The sequence below is a fragment of the Corynebacterium sp. CCUG 65737 genome (assembly GCF_024454115.1).
GTDB lineage: Bacteria > Actinomycetota > Actinomycetes > Mycobacteriales > Mycobacteriaceae > Corynebacterium > Corynebacterium genitalium.
Map to the genome: position 1 here is coordinate 1 of NZ_JAGPZB010000008.1, position 17014 is coordinate 17014.

16 protein-coding genes are annotated in these 17014 nt (G+C 60.4%); 10 read left to right on the forward strand and 6 right to left on the reverse strand.

All coding sequences use genetic code 11. The features are described from left to right. Positions 1-175 precede the first annotated feature (175 nt). Together KBX17_RS07430 and KBX17_RS07435 are read left to right on the forward strand one after the other, a co-directional pair. Positions 176-817, forward strand: coding sequence for an HNH endonuclease family protein (locus KBX17_RS07430; protein ID WP_256019152.1), 642 nt, complete (start codon positions 176-178; stop codon positions 815-817). 6 nt (positions 818-823) lie between these two features. Beyond that, complete coding sequence (locus tag KBX17_RS07435) at positions 824-1306, forward strand: hypothetical protein (protein WP_005290671.1); 483 nt, start codon at positions 824-826, stop codon at positions 1304-1306. 117 nt (positions 1307-1423) lie between these two features. Here the strand turns inward: KBX17_RS07435 and KBX17_RS07440 are convergent, their stop codons facing one another. Beyond that, positions 1424-3451, reverse strand: a complete 2028-nt coding sequence (locus KBX17_RS07440) for a DEAD/DEAH box helicase (protein WP_256019275.1) — start codon at positions 3449-3451, stop codon at positions 1424-1426. Positions 3452-3574: 123 nt separating this feature from the next. On the opposite strand from KBX17_RS07440, the gene KBX17_RS07445 reads away from it, so the two are divergent. Then, the gene (locus tag KBX17_RS07445; RefSeq protein WP_005290679.1) at positions 3575-4051 is read left to right on the forward strand and encodes a carboxymuconolactone decarboxylase family protein; all 477 of its coding nucleotides are present in this window, start codon (positions 3575-3577) and stop codon (positions 4049-4051) included. A 20-nt stretch (positions 4052-4071) separates the two neighbouring features. On the opposite strand, the gene KBX17_RS07450 is transcribed toward KBX17_RS07445, so the two are convergent. Continuing rightward, the gene (locus KBX17_RS07450; protein ID WP_040423781.1) at positions 4072-4731 is read right to left on the reverse strand and encodes a LysE family translocator; all 660 of its coding nucleotides are present in this window, start codon (positions 4729-4731) and stop codon (positions 4072-4074) included. 179 nt (positions 4732-4910) lie between these two features. Here KBX17_RS07450 and KBX17_RS07455 point away from each other — a divergent pair, with 179 nt between their 5' ends. The 6 genes from KBX17_RS07455 (at position 4911) to KBX17_RS07480 (ending at position 11695) form a co-directional block, all read left to right on the forward strand. Beyond that, positions 4911-5390 carry a hypothetical protein gene (locus KBX17_RS07455; RefSeq protein ID WP_255996223.1) on the forward strand — a complete coding sequence of 160 codons (480 nt, stop codon included), beginning with the start codon at positions 4911-4913 and terminating at the stop codon, positions 5388-5390. Positions 5391-5394: 4 nt separating this feature from the next. Beyond that, entirely contained in the window at positions 5395-5952 is a 558-nt protein-coding gene (locus KBX17_RS07460; protein WP_255996224.1) for a hypothetical protein, read from the forward strand. 313 nt (positions 5953-6265) lie between these two features. Next, entirely contained in the window at positions 6266-7006 is a 741-nt protein-coding gene (locus tag KBX17_RS07465; protein ID WP_256019154.1) for a DUF4352 domain-containing protein, read from the forward strand. Positions 7007-7238: 232 nt separating this feature from the next. After that, on the forward strand, positions 7239-7643 hold the full coding sequence (locus tag KBX17_RS07470) for a (deoxy)nucleoside triphosphate pyrophosphohydrolase (protein WP_256019156.1): 405 nt from the start codon (positions 7239-7241) through the stop codon (positions 7641-7643). Beyond that, positions 7640-10552: a DEAD/DEAH box helicase gene (locus tag KBX17_RS07475; RefSeq protein ID WP_256019157.1), complete on the forward strand. Its 2913-nt coding sequence runs from the start codon at positions 7640-7642 to the stop codon at positions 10550-10552. Before KBX17_RS07470 ends, KBX17_RS07475 begins: the two co-directional genes overlap by 4 nt. Before the next feature lie 87 nt (positions 10553-10639). Then, the gene (locus KBX17_RS07480) at positions 10640-11695 is read left to right on the forward strand and encodes a ParA family protein (protein ID WP_370687595.1); all 1056 of its coding nucleotides are present in this window, start codon (positions 10640-10642) and stop codon (positions 11693-11695) included. On the opposite strand, the gene KBX17_RS07485 is transcribed toward KBX17_RS07480, so the two are convergent. Both KBX17_RS07485 and KBX17_RS07490 read right to left on the reverse strand, forming a co-directional pair. Then, positions 11692-12687, reverse strand: coding sequence for a nucleoside hydrolase (locus KBX17_RS07485; RefSeq protein ID WP_256019161.1), 996 nt, complete (start codon positions 12685-12687; stop codon positions 11692-11694). The two genes, KBX17_RS07480 and KBX17_RS07485, sit on opposite strands and share 4 nt — an antisense overlap. Then, entirely contained in the window at positions 12684-13895 is a 1212-nt protein-coding gene (locus KBX17_RS07490; protein ID WP_256019162.1) for an MFS transporter, read from the reverse strand. Before KBX17_RS07490 ends, KBX17_RS07485 begins: the two co-directional genes overlap by 4 nt. Positions 13896-14050: 155 nt before the next feature. Between KBX17_RS07490 and KBX17_RS07495 the strand changes: the two genes are divergently transcribed. Continuing rightward, entirely contained in the window at positions 14051-14530 is a 480-nt protein-coding gene (locus KBX17_RS07495) for a hypothetical protein (RefSeq protein ID WP_256004535.1), read from the forward strand. Positions 14531-14540: 10 nt separating this feature from the next. Here KBX17_RS07495 and KBX17_RS07500 read toward each other — a convergent pair whose 3' ends face one another. Together KBX17_RS07500 and KBX17_RS07505 are read right to left on the reverse strand one after the other, a co-directional pair. Next, positions 14541-15341: a hypothetical protein gene (locus KBX17_RS07500; RefSeq protein ID WP_256004533.1), complete on the reverse strand. Its 801-nt coding sequence runs from the start codon at positions 15339-15341 to the stop codon at positions 14541-14543. A 93-nt stretch (positions 15342-15434) separates the two neighbouring features. Further along, positions 15435-17000: a carboxylesterase/lipase family protein gene (locus KBX17_RS07505; protein WP_256004532.1), complete on the reverse strand. Its 1566-nt coding sequence runs from the start codon at positions 16998-17000 to the stop codon at positions 15435-15437. Positions 17001-17014: the final 14 nt, after the last annotated feature.

Here is a 17014-nt window from a genome sequence, read left to right on the forward strand (position 1 = left end):
CAAATTTGACGGTGCCACACCCCGTGAAAAACTAAAAGAACTATTCAACGGTGGCGCAATCACCCCTTGATACCGCCCCCCCGGCCGCTGCCGTTTACTCAGTTCATAGGCAGAGGTTCATGGCGTCTGCGCCTCCCACGGAACCGATCGCCCCCGCCGCGCAGTCCAACAAGGTATGCCTTGGTTCCGCTTCTATCTCGCCATGCTCATCGCCGCCACAGTCGCGGTGGTCCCGTTCCCCACGCCGCGTTCGCTTATCGACGCCCCATCGACCCCCTCCCCTCGCCCCACCATCCTGGGTTATGACCGTGCCGCAGACTTCGGCGACTGGGGCATGCAGCCCACCGGGTGCACCACCCGCGAGGCCGTCATGGCCGATGCGTGGGACGTCGATTCATGCCGCACCCCTTACCGCCAGTGGGCTCCGTCCGATACGGTGCCTTTCACGGACCCCTACACCGCCGCCCCGCTCGACCCGGCCGACGTGGAAATCGACCACATTTTCCCGCTGCGCGCCGCCTGGGACATGGGCGCGCACGCGTGGCCGGCGGAGAAGCGCGTCGCCTTCGCCAACGACCCGATCAACCTCGTGGTCACATCCTCCAAGGCCAACCAGGCGAAGTCCGACATGCTGCCCAGTGAGTGGGTTCCTGACAACCGCCGCGTGCGTTGCGCCTACGGGGAACGTCTCGCCGCCATTGCGCGCGGCTACGAGCTTCCCCTCCCCCGCGCCGATCTACGTGCTATCCGCCGGCACTGTTCTGGCCTGCAGGGACTCGTGTCAAATGTAGAAATGCCTGTGCATTCCGTAGAGTGAGGTGCCATGACCACATTCCTCATTTTCCTGCACGTTGCCGCCGCGATCATTCTCATCGGTCCGGTCATGGTAGCCACCTCCGCGTTCCCCGGCGCCGCCGCCAAGGCGCAAGCTGGTGGCGAGGAGACCCTCGGACGCGCCTCCATCTACCACCGCATCTCTTCCACCTACGGCATGATCTCCCTGCTGGTTCCGTTGCTCGGCGCTGCCGTGCTGGCCTTCGACTGGGATTCCTACCGCTCTAACTACTGGTTCCACACCGCGATCGTGCTGTCCGTCCTGGCGTGGGGTTTCCTGTTCGGCATGGTGATCCCGCAGCAGCGCAAGATCATGGGTTCCCTCGGCGCCCTCAACCCGGCCGAGGCCGACTCTCGCGACGTCACCCCGGACTTCGAGTCCTCCCGCGTCAAGGCAGCTGCCGGCGCAGGCATTTTCAACCTGCTGTGGTTCCTGACGCTGATTCTGATGTTCCTGCCATCCCCGGCTTAAACCCCTCTGCCCTCCACGGGCCCAACGCAAAACCCAGCTACCAAGAACAAGAGATTCGCTTTTCGACGAATCCTCGCCTCTCAGTAGCTGGGTTTTCTCATGCCCAGGCGCGCAACCTTAGTCGCGCCAGTCGCGCTTGCCCCGGCCACCGCCACGGCCACCGTGGCCGCCGCGTCCCCGGCCGCGATCGCGGTCGTCGTCACGCTTGCGGTAGCCGCCGCGTCCACCACGGCCGCCCCTGTCACCACGGTCGCGCGGCGGGGCGCCGGTGTCGCGCTGAATGTTGATCAGCTGGCCGGAGATCCGGGTGTCGGACAGGCGATCGAGCACGGCCTTGTCCATGTTCTTCGGCAGCTCGACGAGGGTGAAGTCGCCGCCAATGGTGATGCGGCCGAAGTCGCGGTTGGTCAGACCGCCCTCGTTCGCCAGCGCGCCGACGATGGCGCCCGGGCGAACATTCTGACGCTTGCCCACGTCAAGCCGGTAGGTGTCAAAGTTGACGTCATCGTTGTGGAATCGGCCCTTGCCCCCGCGGTCGCCACGGTCCCGGTCGCGCCCGCGGCCACCGCGCTCACGGTCGCGTCGGTCCTCACGGTCGAAGCGCTCGCGTTCGCGGCGGTCGCGCTTGTCTTTCGGGGGCTCCTTCATCAGGAACTCATCACCCTGCTGCTGTGCGGCAAGCGCGGCGGCGATGTCCTCCATTGGCACGTCGTGGTCGACCGAGTAGCTGCGCACGAGTCCGCGGAAGAGTTCCATCTGGTCGTTCTCGAGGGACTCGGTGATGGAGTCGGCGAACTTGTTCATGCGAGAGACGTTGACCTCATCCACGGTGGGCAGGTCCATTTCCTCGATCTTCGCGCCGGTGACCTTTTCGATCGAGCGCAACATGCGGCGCTCGCGCGGCGTGACAAACAGCAGCGCCTCACCAGTGCGGCCCGCACGGCCGGTGCGGCCGATGCGGTGGACGTAGCTCTCCGTGTCGTTCGGGATGTCGTAGTTGAGCACGTGGGAAATGCGCTCCACATCCAGGCCGCGCGCGGCGACGTCGGTGGCGACGAGGATGTCCAAGCGCCCGTCGCGAAGCATGTCGACGGTGCGCTCGCGCTGCTGCTGAGCGATGTCGCCGTTGATCGCAGCCGCGGAGAACCCGCGTGCTCGCAGCTTCTCGGCGATCTCCTCGGTCTCCTGCTTGGTGCGGACGAAGACGATCATCGCGTCGAACTCAGTCACCTCCAGCACGCGCGTGATGGCGTCGAGCTTGTTGCGGTGCGCGGTGAACAGGTAGCGCTGGGTGATGTTGGTGTTCGTGCGGGTCTTCGCCTTGACTGTGACCTCTTCAGGGTCGTTCAAGTAGTCGTGCGAGATGCGACGGATCGCGTTCGGCATCGTCGCGGAGAACAGAGCGACCTGCTTGTCGTCGGGGGTGTCCTCCAGAATGCGCTCCACGTCTTCCTGGAAGCCCATGTTGAGCATCTCGTCTGCCTCATCCAGCACGAGGAAGCGCAGGTTGGAGATGTCCAGCGAGCCCTTCTCCAGGTGGTCGATGACGCGGCCTGGCGTGCCGACGATGATCTGCGCGCCCCGGCGCAGGCCCGACAGCTGAATGCCGTAAGCCTGGCCGCCGTAGATCGGCAGAACGGAGATGCCACCGAGGTGGTCCGCGAAGGACTGGAAGGAGTCAGACACCTGCAGCGCCAGCTCGCGCGTCGGCGCGAGGATAAGGGCCTGCGGGTAGCGTGCCGACGTATCGATGCGCGCCAGAATCGGCAGCGCAAATGCCGCCGTCTTACCGGTACCGGTCTGGGCTAGGCCGACAACATCGCGGCCTTCCATCAACAGCGGGATCGTCTCAGCCTGGATCTGCGACGGCGATTCGAAGCCGACGCGCTTGATCGCGTCGAGCACCGGCGCTGGGAGCCCAAGGCCGTTGAAGCCCTCGGGCTTGGTCTCGGAAGTCTCGGCGTTCTCGCCGTCCTGGTTCGGCTCGGAGTTTTCAGCAGAGGTCTCGGCCGGAGCCTCAGCCGGAGTTTCGGTGTTCTCTTCAGTCTGGGTGTTGTGGGTGTCAGGCTGCGTATCAGCCTCTGTGCCGGCAACCTCGCCGGCGGTGTCGGCCTGGTCCTCGGCCGCGAAGTCATCTGTATTCATCACTGCCAAAGCCTACGTGAACACGCGATCTATAGCTATTTGCTGCGCTTTTGGCTTGCTTACCGTGTTCGAGCGCACCGGGCGCACAGTCCCCGCCGACTACTTCGCGCGTAGCGTGGTGTCATGACCGACAGGAATAGAAAGCCCATCCCCAAAGTCGCCTACGCCCCCATGCTGGGCCTTGAAACTTATGTCCGGGCACGGGTTGAGAAAGATTTCTCCCACCTTGTCCAACTCCGCGCGTCTGCGCTCAATCAGTGCGTCTACTGCCTGGCGATGCACCGTCGTGACGCACGCAAAGACGGTTGGTCTAAGGACAAGGTCTCCCAGGCTGAAGACTGGACGAACCACCGCGACGTCTTCTCGGACGCAGAACAAGCTGCGCTTGAACTGACTGATGCAGTGACGCAGATCCACGGCGAAGAGTCGGTGCCGGACGAGCTGTGGGATCGCGTTGAGGCGCACCACGGCGAGAAGGGCGCGCGCAATCTCCTCATGGCGATTGTCACTATCAACGCGTGGAACCGGATCGGCATCACCACTCGGTTGGATCCCCGTAGCCTCGCGAACGTGGATGCATTCGATCTCGGCGAGGAATAGCTGCCGCCGGTAGTGGTGAATCAGGCTTTCCGAGGGCTGTTCAGGTTCACGGCGCCCTCGGAAAACATCCAGGTTCCTAGGCCGATGAAGATCGATCCGGTGATCATGTCCACCGCGTGTCCGAAGCGTGACAAAAAACCGGCGAAAACGTCGACCAAGACCGCGAACCCGGCAGACATGACAAAACCGACCACGAATAGCGTGACGAGAATGATGAACATCCATTCCCATCCCATGCCCGGTTTAACAAATTGAGCAAAAACCGCGCCAAAGAAGAGAACTGACTTCGGGTTGGACAAATTCGTAGCCAACCCCACCACGAAGGCTCTCTGGGATACAGTTGACTGAGCAGCTCCGCTACTAGGCAGATCAGTAGCTATTCCAGACCGCCACGCTTTGAAGCCGCTTCGCACTGCACTGAAGCCCATGTACAAAAGGTAGGCTCCACCCACTAACTGCAGTACCGAAAGCAGATGCGGTGCAGCTTGCATGAGGGCACTCAAACCCAGCAGAGAGGTGGCGATCCAGATCGCGTAACCCACCATGATTCCCGTGGCGCACGCGACACCAGCTGCACGTGATTTCACGCTAAACCGGATGATCTGCACGACATCCGGACCGGGTACTGCGACAGCAGCAACGAAAACCCCCATCAGGGCTAGAAAATCTCCGGTTGTCACAATTCTCCTTCGAAGTATGAGGCACGAATGGGAGCTGTCCTAGTCTCGGATAGCGGAACGTCGCTCTGGCCCCGTGGGATGCGGTTTAACGGGAGGAGTTTAGCGCAAACGCAACACCCCATGTGATGGAATGCACCACTTCGGCCCCTTAGCGGCCGCCATTCACTATCTTTAAAAGCATGAATTCACGCAGGTGGCGTTTAGGCGCTCTCATCATCGTTTCCACCGTGTCGCTCGCAGCATGCTCCGCCGAGGACACGAACGCAGCGCCGGAAACCGAGGAAGCCACCGTGACCAGCGTGGCCACCGAAACGGCCGGCGAGAGTGCGACCACTCCCGCCGACGAGCGCCCCATCCCTGACGTCGTCCGCGAGGCTGTCGGCCCGATGTGTGGTCAAGCCACCCGCGACGGAGAGGCATACAACGTCATCGCCATCCAGGGCGGCGAGCGGTGCGAGGAAGCAATGCAGGCCGTCACTGAGTTCACATCCGAAGACTCCGAAGCTGTTGAGGAGTCTGAGGGCACCTGGCAGGTCTCCAACGACTGGCGCTGCGGCCGCGGAACCCGCCTCGAGGGTGAGCCCGAAGATGCCGAGGAATACACCGTGAACTGCTGGGACGCCGAGACCCGCGTGCTGTTGTTGCCCCAGCCGGAGTAATCCCATGACAGCTTCACGACGCATCACCGCACTCCTCATCGCCTCCACCCTCACCCTCGCAGCGTGCAGCCGCGAGGAGCCCATCAAGGAACCGCCGATCGTTCAAAGCTCTGAGAGCACGTCGCTTGACGACGCCCCCACCTCCCCCTCCGACACCGTCCCAAGCGAGGAAGAACCCTCCCCGTCAGACGAGGCAACCGAGGAAGAGACTTCCGAGAAAGCGACGGAGGCGAAAACCGCAGCTGCTGGCACGGTCTGCGGCGAGGTGACCAACGCGACGGGCGGGACGTTGAGCGTCGTCTCTATGCAGGACGAGTTGACCTGCGAGGAAGCAATGGAGGTCTTCACCGACTACTTCTCTGACTCGCCGTCCGGCATGCCACCGCAGGGTTCCGGCGCCATTTGGCACGCGCCCAACGGCTGGATTTGCGGAGCAAACGCCTACCTCATCCCCGGTGACGAGAACACCAAATTCAACCACTACCCCGCCTGCGGCCCGAGCTATGAGCACTCCGAGTTCGTCGCCGTCGATCCGGAGCGGGTCAGCGAACTTCCGGTTTAAGGCGTCGTAGACTAGCTAGGGCCCTCTCCAACACAGTCCACAATCTAACGGCTGGCACCTTCTGGATGTCTCGAGGTGTTCAGCTACCAGCTAGGGCAGGTACGAGATGCCGACGTCTCCACAGCTCAATGCCCAGAAGTGAGCAACTATTTAATTCATCATTCGCCCCAGGTAACACTCAATATTTCAATGAAAAAGCAAGCATCTTAACCGATCTGGCCTCTAAGAGGTTGCGGCAGATATACGCTAATCAAGCACTAGATCAGTCGGTCTAGCATCTGTCATATTTCCCGCAACTTGAGAGGACTCCGCTTTGAGTACCGCTTACCCGGGCCCAGGTAACCCGAACAACCCCTACGGTGATCCACAGCCTCACGGTCAAGTGAATCCATATGGGCAACATCCTGGCTCTGCCCAGAACCAGAACGCTAGCTATCAAAACCAACATCAACCGTTACCGCAGACGCCACAGGGCAAGAAGAAAGGTGGCTGTCTAAAATGGGGTTTGATAGTCGGCGGCATTCTACTTGTGCTAGGCATCCTGGCTAGCCTTTTTGGTGAAACGGAGAACACCTCCGCCCCCGTCAATGAAGAGGATCAATCCGATCAGGACAGTAATGCGGTTGACAACTCTGCCGATAGTGCCGACGGTAATGAAGCTGATAACGCCAATCACGGAGACGCTCCGACCGGTGACCTTTCCATGGGAGAAACAGCCGATCTCAAAGGATTGAAGGTAACCGTGAGCGCACTTCGCAATGACGGAGTTGACGTCTTCGATACCAGCCACGTTTGTGTCGACGTAGCAGTACAGAATGACTCCGATAAGGAGTACAACTTCAATCAGTTCGACTTCAACTTATCTACACCTGCTGGTTTGACAGTTGATTCCACTTTCACCGGTTCCTCTGACTTCCAGAGCGCACAGGTTAACCCCGGTGGAAAGCACGGCGGTATCGTCTGTTTCGAGAGTGATGCTGCCCCAGGAGAATACAAAGTAGGTTACCAACCAGCTTTCGGTTTGCGAGAGGCGTTCTGGAAGGGACAACTCTAAACCGAACCAATGAGGCCTAGACCTAGCGCGCCCCTAAAGCGAGCTAGGTCTTTTCCTGTCCAGCATCGTAAATCGCGTCCGACTCTAGGCTAGTTCGGCACAGACGCGGAGTCGATTCGAAACTCCCATGCCCGCATCCATCTGACTTAAAGCACCGATTCACCCCGCAGTACCGCGAATCAATTTGCCTTTGGGACGCCACACGCCTTCCGGCCCCCTTAATATCGGTCCTATGTCCGCACCTATCCCCGTCACCGGCGCCGTCATCATCCGAAACGGCACCGTCTTCGCCGCACAGCGCGGCCCCGGCAAAGCACTCGCCGGCAAATGGGAGTTCCCCGGCGGTAAGATCGAACCCGGCGAAACCCCCGAAGTGTCCCTCGCACGCGAGCTCAAAGAAGAACTGCTTATCAACGCCACTGTCGGCCCCCACATCACCACCACCGAGCACACGTACGGCTTCGGCACCATCCGCTTATCCACTTTCCGCTGCGCCCTCACCGGTGACCAAGAACCCACCTTGACCGAGCACGCCGACTCTCGGTGGGTGCCCATCGACGAGCTGGCATCCCTGGACTGGGCGCCGGCGGATGTCCCGGCGGTGGATCTGATCATCAAGACCTACGGTTCCGCATGAGCAATTTGGAACGGTTAACCGCAGACACCGAATTCGGATACCTCAACCACCGCAGAGAATCCGATCGTGTTGAAAACCCAGTTCTGGTGGCCAACGAGCCAGACAACTCGATGCTTGCCGCTTTGCGTTCTGAACTATTGACCGCTTCGAGCTTCATCTTCTCCGTTGCTTTCGTCAGCAGCGGCGGACTCGGCGCTATCAAGCAATCACTCGTTGACTTCGCTGGTCGCGGTACGATCATCGTGTCCGACTACTTGGACTTCAATGATCCCGATGCCCTTCGAGAGCTGCTTGCACTCCCCAACATCGAAGCACGGATCATTTCTGGAGTTCCGCACCATGCCAAGGGATACGTTTTCCGCCACGGAGACCACGCAACTGCCATCGTCGGGAGCTCGAACCTAACCCGCAACGCGCTCATGAGCACCCGTGAGTGGAATTTGAAATTTTCTACTCACCGCGACGGCGACATTGCTGATCAATTGGAACGAGCGCTCGACCACCACGTGAGGATTTCGGGCCTTCTCACAGAGGAATGGATCCAGTCCTACGAACAGAGGCGGCAACAGCGCGTCATTGTTACGGATGCGACGGATCAGCCCCATTCGGTAAGCGCTGACGGCGTCGAGATTCTGCCGAACAAGATGCAGACCGAAGCCTTGGAGCGTCTCCAAACGGTTATCGATTCCGGTGAAACTCGTGCCTTAATCATCTCTGCAACAGGAACCGGCAAGACAATTCTTGCCGCGCTTGCTGCTCAGCGGTTTGACCCGAAGCGTGTTCTCTTCGTCGCTCATACCGAGCAGATTCTTCGTAATGCCGCCCGTGAGTTTAAGAAAGTGTTCCGCTGCTCAGAAGAAGATATCGGCTTCTTCGTTGGACGACAGCGGCAGCTAGACAAGCGGTTCGTTTTTGCCACCGTGCAATCACTCTCACGGCTTGAGCACCTGACTGACATTTCCCCCAAACTCTTCGAATACATGATCATCGATGAGGTGCACCGCTCCGGCGCCGAATCCTACAAGCGAATCATCGAGCATTTCCGTCCAGATTTTCTGCTCGGACTAACAGCTACACCGGAACGAACTGACGGTTTCAACGTTTTCGAGCTCTTTCATCACAATGTCCCCTTCGAGATCAGGCTCGGAGACGCTCTCGAATCGCGAATGCTGGTCCCCTTCGACTACTACGGAGTCTCGGACTACGAATCAATGTCCGGGTACACGATCACGGATGACTCAACAGCGGATGAGCGTGTTTCTAAAGAACGCGTTGACCACGTAGTTGAGACTTTGCAGAATTACTGCTTCCCGAGCGGAACAAAAGGCTTGATCTTCTGTAGCTCGAATAAAGAAGCTCGTTTGCTTTCGCAAGCGCTAAATGAACACGAACTGTATGGCCGTCCGCTCCGAACGGTTGCTCTTAGCGGAGCGAACACAATCGATGAGCGAGAACAAGCCGTATTCGATCTTCAGAACGACCAGATCGACTTCATCATCACTGTGGACATCTTCAACGAAGGTATCGACATTCCCGATGTTAACGTTGTGGTTCTTCTCCGCAGCACGCAATCGTCCATCATCTTCACACAGCAGCTAGGCCGGGGTTTGCGAAAAGCTGAAAACAAAGAGACCCTGCGCGTCATCGATGTCATCGGAAACTATGCGAACAATTATCTGATCCCGATTGCACTGTCAGGCGACCGTTCAAGCAGCAAAGATCCCGTGCGAGAAGTCATCCGCAGAACCCGACGGCACCCCATCTCAGGTTCTTCAACTATTAGCTTCGATGAAGTCAGTACTCAGCGAGTACTCGAGTCTCTCCAGAAGGTGACCCTCCTAGACAAACGCAAGTGCAAGGAAGCGATCCAAAACCTCAAGCACCGCCTGGGAAAAGTACCCAGGCTCGTAGATTTCGAAACGCACGAGTCTATTGCCCCTTATGTTCTGGCGAGCAAATACCGCAACTACTGGTCTTTACTGCACTCCCTTCGGTTCGTCGATGAGGGTCCCTCTACCACCGAGGATGCCTTCTTGACCTTTCTCTCGAACGAACTACTCAACGGGAAGCGGCCTCAAGAACTGCTTCTCTTGCGCGCACTATGTCGGGAGGGATCCGTCGATGTTGCGGAGTTCGCGCTGCAACTCCGCAGTCGCGGTCTCAATCACAGTAATGCCTGCTTGGAAGCTATCGAGAAAATCCTCAACCTTGAGTGGTTCGCCGATCGGCAACGAGCAACCTACGGTGGCCTTCCCGTCGCACTTCGACTCGGTGATCAATTTGTACTCGGGGAAGATTTCTCGCGACTCTACTCCTCGTACGCGTCAACACCGGAACCGTCGCCCATCAGTTTCCGTGATCACGTAGACGATGTAGTCGAAACGGGATTGTTTCTGAATCGGAAGCACTACCGAAGCGGAGATGATTTCATTCATGCCAAACGATACTCACGCAAAGACGCATGTCGCCTCTTGAATTGGTCCAAGAATCAGGAATCCACCGTCTACGGGTACAAAACCGATGCCGCGACCATGACCTGCCCGATATTTGTCACCTATCACAAAGACGCGAACATTTCGGCCAGCGTCAGGTACGAGGACACATTGATCGATAGATCTACTCTTCACTGGTTTACACGGCATAAGCGCACGTTGAAGAGCAGAGAACTACAGCCCATCCTGAATGGCGACGCTGATCTCCACCTCTTTGCTAAGCGAGAAGATGCGGACGGCACCGATTTCTATTACTTGGGTCAAGTAGATGCGATGAATCCCGCGCAAACCACAATGATTGGCAACGATAAACAGAAGTTGGACGTGGTCACCTCGGACTTGAAGCTTCGTGTGCCCATCCCCGCGGACCTGTTCGACAGCCTTATCGCCCGTAAGACCGTGGCAGCACCCAACTAATCCGGTATTTCATGGAAATCTCTCTTGCCACGACATACGTTTAAATCTGGTCATATTTATTTCCGGTGGGAGGTTTTCATGTCGGCAATCAAAACGCTCAGCTTTTTCAATAACAAAGGCGGAGTCGGGAAAACGACGTTGTCCACCAATGTCGCCTACAACTTTGCCATGCGTGGGAAACGTGTTTTGTACGTCGACTGCGACCCCCAGTGCAATGCCACCCAGTTGATGCTTTCAGAGCAGCAGACTCAAGAGATCTACGATGGCAACGATGATCCGCAAACGGCGCGCCGGGAATCCCTTCTGAAAACGGTGTACGGGCTTTTCATTCCTTTGCGTGAAGGCGAACCGGAGATCGAGACGGACGTTCCGGTGTACCGCTCGGAGCGATTCAAGGTCGATGTCATGGCTGGACACCCACAGCTCTCGCAAATCGAGGACGTTATGTCTGCCGCCTGGCAAACGGCTCTAGGCAAAGAGACCGCTGCTTTCCGACGAGTGCACTGGGCTGGCCAACTCGTCACTCACATGGAAGACGAGGACCGCTATGACTACGTCTTCTTCGATGTTGGTCCGAGCCTCGGCCCGTTCAACAGAACCGTTCTACTCGGTTGCGATGCCTTCGTGACCCCGACGGCGACCGATCTGTTTAGCTACCACGCATTCGGCAACCTCGCCCGTTGGTTCGACGAATGGGTCGCTGAGTACTCCGAGATGTCTGAGGCAAACATCGCGACATGGAAGTCCTTCTCAGTGAGCTTCGAAAAGAAGTCCCGCAATCTGCGGCTTGGTGGGCAGCACAACCACAACCTGAAGTACCTCGGTTACACCACCCTCGAATACGTCAAGAAGAAGGCAAATGGGAAAGAGCAACTCGTCGGTGCTTTCGAGCGCTTCCGCGATAAGTTCGCCGATGAAGCGAAACTCATCGCGTCGACTTTGGGCCAAAACGGAAACAACTACCTGATCGGCCACGTACCCCACATGCACTCGATGCCTGCCACGGCTCAAGACGGGCACGCCCCTATCGCTGAGCTCGCGTATCTAGACGGCATCAAGGGCACCCAAGGCAATCAACGGGACAGCTACTCGGAAAAGATTATGAGCATCTCGGACACCGTTTACGAACGACTTAACCCTTAGTCCTCCGCCCTCAAATGCCTTAGCCGATCGAGTTCCGCGTCGCCGGTAGCAATGCGGGAGTGGATAGCGCAGGAGGCGTCGAAAAGCGTCCAGGCAGCGTCAATGTCTGCGTGCGTGAGAATGCGCGCGTTAGGTTCGCGCTCCCAGAGGCCCTTGAAGTCGGCGGCGGCGGTGCCGCGGAACAGCTCGGAATCCGGGTCGAGGTCGACCGTCGCGTGGGCGAAAGTGGCGGGGACTTGACCGAGCGCGACCATGACGGTGAGCAGGTCGTGGATCTGGGCTTGGTAGCCCTCCCCTACGTCCTCGTGGAATTCGAAGTAGAACCGCGTGATCGGCTCGAGATGCTCTGCGAGCGGTGAGCCGCTGAGCGCAGACACCAGGCCGTCCAAGCGAGAGGGCGTGAGCACCATGCGCTCGGTGACATTGAGCGGACACAGAGTGATGGGCACGGGCGCGGAATCGAAAACCTCCTTGGCCGCGTGCGGGTCCACCCAGAAGTTCCATTCGGCGGTGGGCGTGGTGTTGCCCGGGTAGTTGAATGCGCCGCCCATGACGGTGATGTGCTTGAGCTTTTTGTAGTGCTCCGGGTGGAGGCGCGCGAAGGCAGCGAGGTTCGTCATCGGTCCGGTGACGATGAGATGAAGATCGTCGGTGCCGCGCTCGATCGCATCTATCCAGAGCATGTCCCAGTCGCTCTCGATGTGACGCTCAGGGGCAGTCGCATAACCCAGGCCAGTGTCGCCGTGGGTGTCAGGCGTGGTGGTCAGCTCCCAGCCGAGTGGCTCCGGGATGCCCGCGGCCAGTGGAGTCCACGGGACATTGCACAGGGAGAGGATCCAAGCGGCGTTGCGGGCGCACTGGTCGGCCTCGACATTGCCGGCCGTAGTGGTCACGCACTCCAACTCCAGCTCACCGGCGTGCGCGGCGGCGGTGAGGTGGATCAGCGCGTAGGTGTCATCAATACCCGGGTCGCAGTCGAGGATGATTCTCATTGGTCAGCTTTCTCCGGATGCGTTTCCTTGCCGACGACTGCCCAGACGACCTGTGCCAGTACTGCGATGGCACCGCAGATTCCGAACGCGACTGGGAAACCGAACTGACCGGCCGCTGCGCCGATCAGAATCGGCCCGATCACCTGGCCGGCATCCATGCACATCTGGAAGACAGACATAGTCTTGCCGCCGGAACGGTCATTGCCGATGATGTCCGCCAGGCTCGCTTGCTGGCTGGGCACGAGCAGTCCCCCGCCCACGCCAGCGATGACAGAGATCGCGATGAGCGGCCAGAAGCTCGTTGCAAAGCCCATGACGGCTGTCGACAAGGCGGTGACGGTAAGGCCGGTAAGGATGAGGGGTTTGCGGCCGATGTCGTCGGCAAGCTTGCCCGAAAACTGCAACGTGACGGCGTTGCCCAGCGCGAACGCCGCAAGCGCGAGACCAGCCTCCGCCGCACCATGCGGGAAAACCGAGGCAGCGAACAGCGGGAGGACCGCCACGCGCACGCCCATGTTCACCCAGCCGTTGGCGAAGGCGGAGGCGAGCAACGCGCGGTAACTGGGATGGCCGAATGCCTCATCCAGGCGCATCGGCGGACGCGCGGCGAGGTCCACGTCCCGATCATGCTTAGGCAAACGCACCCACACGACCACGGCCGCGGCTGCAACGGCAGCACCGTAAATGACGAACGGCCAGCGCATACCCAGAAACGACAAGCCTGCACCAACAACCGGGCCGATGATGTTGCCCAGCAGGAACGCCGTGGCATAGGTCGAGCTCGCCCGCCCACGAATTCGCGGCGGCGCCACTTTCACGATGAGCGCCTGCGCCGAGATCGTGAACATCGTCGAGCCCAGCCCCGCGAGGAACCGCAGCACCAGCATGTGCCAATACTCCTGAGCCACTGCCACAAGTGCGGTGGTCACGGCCACAATCAGGAGACCTGTGATGTACACCTTGCGCGAGCCAAGCTTATCGACGAGCCATCCCGCCCCCGGCGCCCCCACCAACCGGGCGCCAGAGAATACCGAAACGACCGCAGCCGCAGCCGCCATCGAGACGCCGAAGCTCACCGCGAACTGCGGGATGATCGGCGCAATGAGCCCATACCCGAGCGCTATGAGGAAAGCGGCGGCGACAAGAACCCAGATCTCTTGGGGGATCTTGGGCCGCGCGGCATGTTCAGAGGGTTTCGGGGTGCTCATGGCGTGTTTGAGCCTACTGCGCCGGGACAGATTTAGGGATTCGGCCGAATATTGCGCCACATGAACCCGTGAAAGTGCAGGACTCCGGCTTGCAGTAGAACGCTTGTTCGAACCTCGATGAGGGAGTGTCTGGGCCACTTCGTAGATTCTGGGCCATGACATACATCAGCCACAGCTCTTACAGCCAAGAACTCGCCCGCCAGATCCGTTCCAGCCACGCACCGACCCTCGACCGCATTGAGGCGGTCATTCATCACCCGCGCTCCCTGGCGCGACCCAACCCCGACTGGCGGCCACCGACCCGTACTCTCCCCCGCATGGACGGAGGGCCTCAACTGAACGTGGCCATTACCCGGCGCCGCGTCGGCCCTCGGGCACGCGCCCGCATCAAGGGCTTCGGCGAGCGCCATGTCCCCGCCTACCTCATTGAGGTCCGCTTCACTGACGCCAGCGGCATCACCGTCGACCACGACATCGCCGAGGCGTGGGTGCGCGCCCTTGTCCCATCGAGCATGGCCGGCGCCGTGCACGAGGTCTACTCCCCCACAGGCGCGACCTTCGTCTGGCTTGTCGACGGCACCTTCGCCCCCGTCTACTCCCCGCCCTCCATGTTCGAGGGTCTAGCGGCGGCCTAACCGAGGGGCGTTAGATTTCGTCCTCTGTGTCGACGTCGTCAATGGGATCGAGGTCTTCCGCGTCTTCGTCGTCGTCGGCTCCGAAGATGTCGTAGACCTCGGGCTCGTCGAAGTCATCGTCGTCAAAGGGAAGCAGCTGGGATTCCCAATCCTCGGCTTGGTCGGCGGCGAGACACAGAACGTCGAAAAGCCGGTCGAAGTCGGAGAAGGTGCCCAAATCGAGGGACTCGGCGTCGGCAGAGGCCTCAGCGTGAAGGGAGGCAAAGAGGCGCTCGCGGTCCTCATCCGTCAGCTCGGCATCGCCATCGGAATCCCAGAGTTCACCGATAGCGTCGTCGAGCAGGTCGTCGTAGGTGTCAGGCAGCGCGACAAACTTGACTGCAGCGCACGGGGTGCCGTCTGTGACCTCGACCTGGACGTGGAGCTCAGCGTTCTCACCGACCTCCGCACGAACCAGGTGGGGGTCAATCGGATCCTGGAAGAACTCCAGGTCGCCGATGCGCTCGTCAGTGCCTTCGAGCAGGTCACGCAGCACCGTGATGATCTGATCGGTGGCCATGTGGCGTGCCACGGTCGCCACTGCGTCATCGACAGAAAAAACCACGGAGACGAGCACAGCCTCGAAGTCTTCGTCATCTTCGTCGACGTCTGCGGCGGCGATGTACACGTTCGCGGCCGGCAGGTGCGGGTCGATCTCCACGAAGTGGATCTCCACCTCGGAGGTAATGGGCACGAACATGGTGTCGTCGTGCACGCGCGATTCAATGCCCTCGCGGTCAAGACCTGCGGCGATGTCCTCGAAGAAGCTCATTGATCCGGTTCCCTTCCTTGGTTCCCGGGGTTAGACGCGCCCGGACGCCACTAGCCTAGCTGCGCTGGTCGCAGCCTGCATGAGGATTCGCTGCTAGACACCGATGAAGTCCGCGATGGACTCCAGCAGCTCAGGCCGGCCAGTGCCCCACTGGGTCATCTCGAAGCCTTCCCAAGCGCGGCGCTTGGCAGGCTTCGGGTCCCACACGATCGTGGGTTGAGTGCGGATGACGGCTGTGGCGCGGCCGGGTCGCTGGTCAGAGCGAAAACCATACTCCGGCCAGTCATCGCCGGGGCGGCCCGTGTGGAAGAACAGGCCCCAGTGGTGCTGCATGCGCTCGCTCACGGCGGCGAAGTCGTCGCGTTTGCCCAAACGGGTGAGCAAGCCGGCGGGTGTGGCGAACTGGTGGCCGAAGACGGCCTCCAGGTCGGCGGTGTGGATCGCGCCTACACCGAGACGCTCTAGAGCGGGGACGACGTAGTCGAAGTGGTACATCCACACCGGCGCAACCCGGCGGTGTTCTGTCGCAATCCGAACCGACGGGGCCCAGAAAACAGCATCGGCGACGAGCTCAGCGAAGTCAGAGCGCTCGGTCGCGCAGTCGTAGGCCTCCAGGATCGCGTCGGCGTGGTCGGGGTCGTAGACCTCCAGCAGCCGACGCGCCGCCCGGCCGCGGGCCTTGCTGGAGACGAACATGGCTTTGGTGAAGCTGGCTTCGCCGGAGTTAGAGCCGATGAGCAGCGGCACCGGCGCTTCCTCATTGTCGGTGAAGGCATCGATGGGGTGCTTAGGCAAGACGTTCTCATCCACCGTGGGCATGAACGCGAGGTTGAGGTACTTCATCTCACCAGAGCGCACAAGCAACGAATTGCCTACGCGGACTAGTTCTTCTCCATCGACCTCGCGGAGGTCGGAGAGGGTGGACAGGCGGGACATGCCCATGCCGTCGAGAAGCGAGCGCACCCACATGGCCGCCTGGACGCGCGAATGCACCGCGCTGGCGGGATTCGACTGCGCGACTGCACCGTGGAACAGGCCGCGCGCTTGCGGGGAGCTCATCAAGGTGGTCACAGCGTTGGCTCCTGCGGATTCACCCATGATGGTCACCCGGTCCGGGTCCCCACCGAAGAAGGCGATGTTGTCGCGCACCCAGTGCAGAGCGAGGATCTGGTCCAACGTGGCGGGGTTGGCCACGCAGTCCGGCCCGAGCGAGCGCATGTCCAAGTAGCCGAGCACGCCGAGCCGGAAGTTCAACGAGACGTAGACGATGTCCGCCGCCGCGGCCAGACCGTGGCCTTGCAGCACCTTCTCGTGGGAGGCACCGGTGAGGAAGGTCCCGCCGTGCATGTAGACGACGACGGGTAGAACATCGTCGGTGTCGGGGCGGACAATGTCGAGGGTGAGGCAGTCCTCGGTGCCAATGACTTTGTCGTTCCACCCGTAGGTGCCTTGCATGGCGGGCTGGCTGAACTCGGAGGCGTCGAATTCCCCGCGCCACGCCTCTCGGGGGCGCGGCGCGTGGAAGCGGTGCTTCCCCCCGGTCGGTGCCCCGTACGGGATGCCGCGCCACGTGCGCATGCCCGAGCCAGGATCGACAACGCCGCGCACTGTCCCAGCATGGGTGTGCACGACGGGGTCAGTGGCGGAAACAGCTGCCATGCGGACAACTGTAG

Bases quoted from the DNA above. Each gene is read 5' to 3' on its own strand.
- KBX17_RS07495 (WP_256004535.1), top strand. From the start codon at position 14,051: ATGACATACATCAGCCACAGCTCTTACAGCCAAGAACTCGCCCGCCAG.
- KBX17_RS07435 (WP_005290671.1), top strand. From the start codon at position 824: ATGACCACATTCCTCATTTTCCTGCACGTTGCCGCCGCGATCATTCTC.
- KBX17_RS07475 (WP_256019157.1), top strand. From the start codon at position 7,640: ATGAGCAATTTGGAACGGTTAACCGCAGACACCGAATTCGGATACCTC.
- KBX17_RS07440 (WP_256019275.1), bottom strand. From the start codon at position 3,451: ATGAATACAGATGACTTCGCGGCCGAGGACCAGGCCGACACCGCCGGC.
- KBX17_RS07500 (WP_256004533.1), bottom strand. From the start codon at position 15,341: ATGAGCTTCTTCGAGGACATCGCCGCAGGTCTTGACCGCGAGGGCATT.
- KBX17_RS07490 (WP_256019162.1), bottom strand. From the start codon at position 13,895: ATGAGCACCCCGAAACCCTCTGAACATGCCGCGCGGCCCAAGATCCCC.
- KBX17_RS07470 (WP_256019156.1), top strand. From the start codon at position 7,239: ATGTCCGCACCTATCCCCGTCACCGGCGCCGTCATCATCCGAAACGGC.
- KBX17_RS07505 (WP_256004532.1), bottom strand. From the start codon at position 17,000: ATGGCAGCTGTTTCCGCCACTGACCCCGTCGTGCACACCCATGCTGGG.
- KBX17_RS07430 (WP_256019152.1), top strand. From the start codon at position 176: ATGCCTTGGTTCCGCTTCTATCTCGCCATGCTCATCGCCGCCACAGTC.
- KBX17_RS07460 (WP_255996224.1), top strand. From the start codon at position 5,395: ATGACAGCTTCACGACGCATCACCGCACTCCTCATCGCCTCCACCCTC.
- KBX17_RS07455 (WP_255996223.1), top strand. From the start codon at position 4,911: ATGAATTCACGCAGGTGGCGTTTAGGCGCTCTCATCATCGTTTCCACC.
- KBX17_RS07485 (WP_256019161.1), bottom strand. From the start codon at position 12,687: ATGAGAATCATCCTCGACTGCGACCCGGGTATTGATGACACCTACGCG.
- KBX17_RS07445 (WP_005290679.1), top strand. From the start codon at position 3,575: ATGACCGACAGGAATAGAAAGCCCATCCCCAAAGTCGCCTACGCCCCC.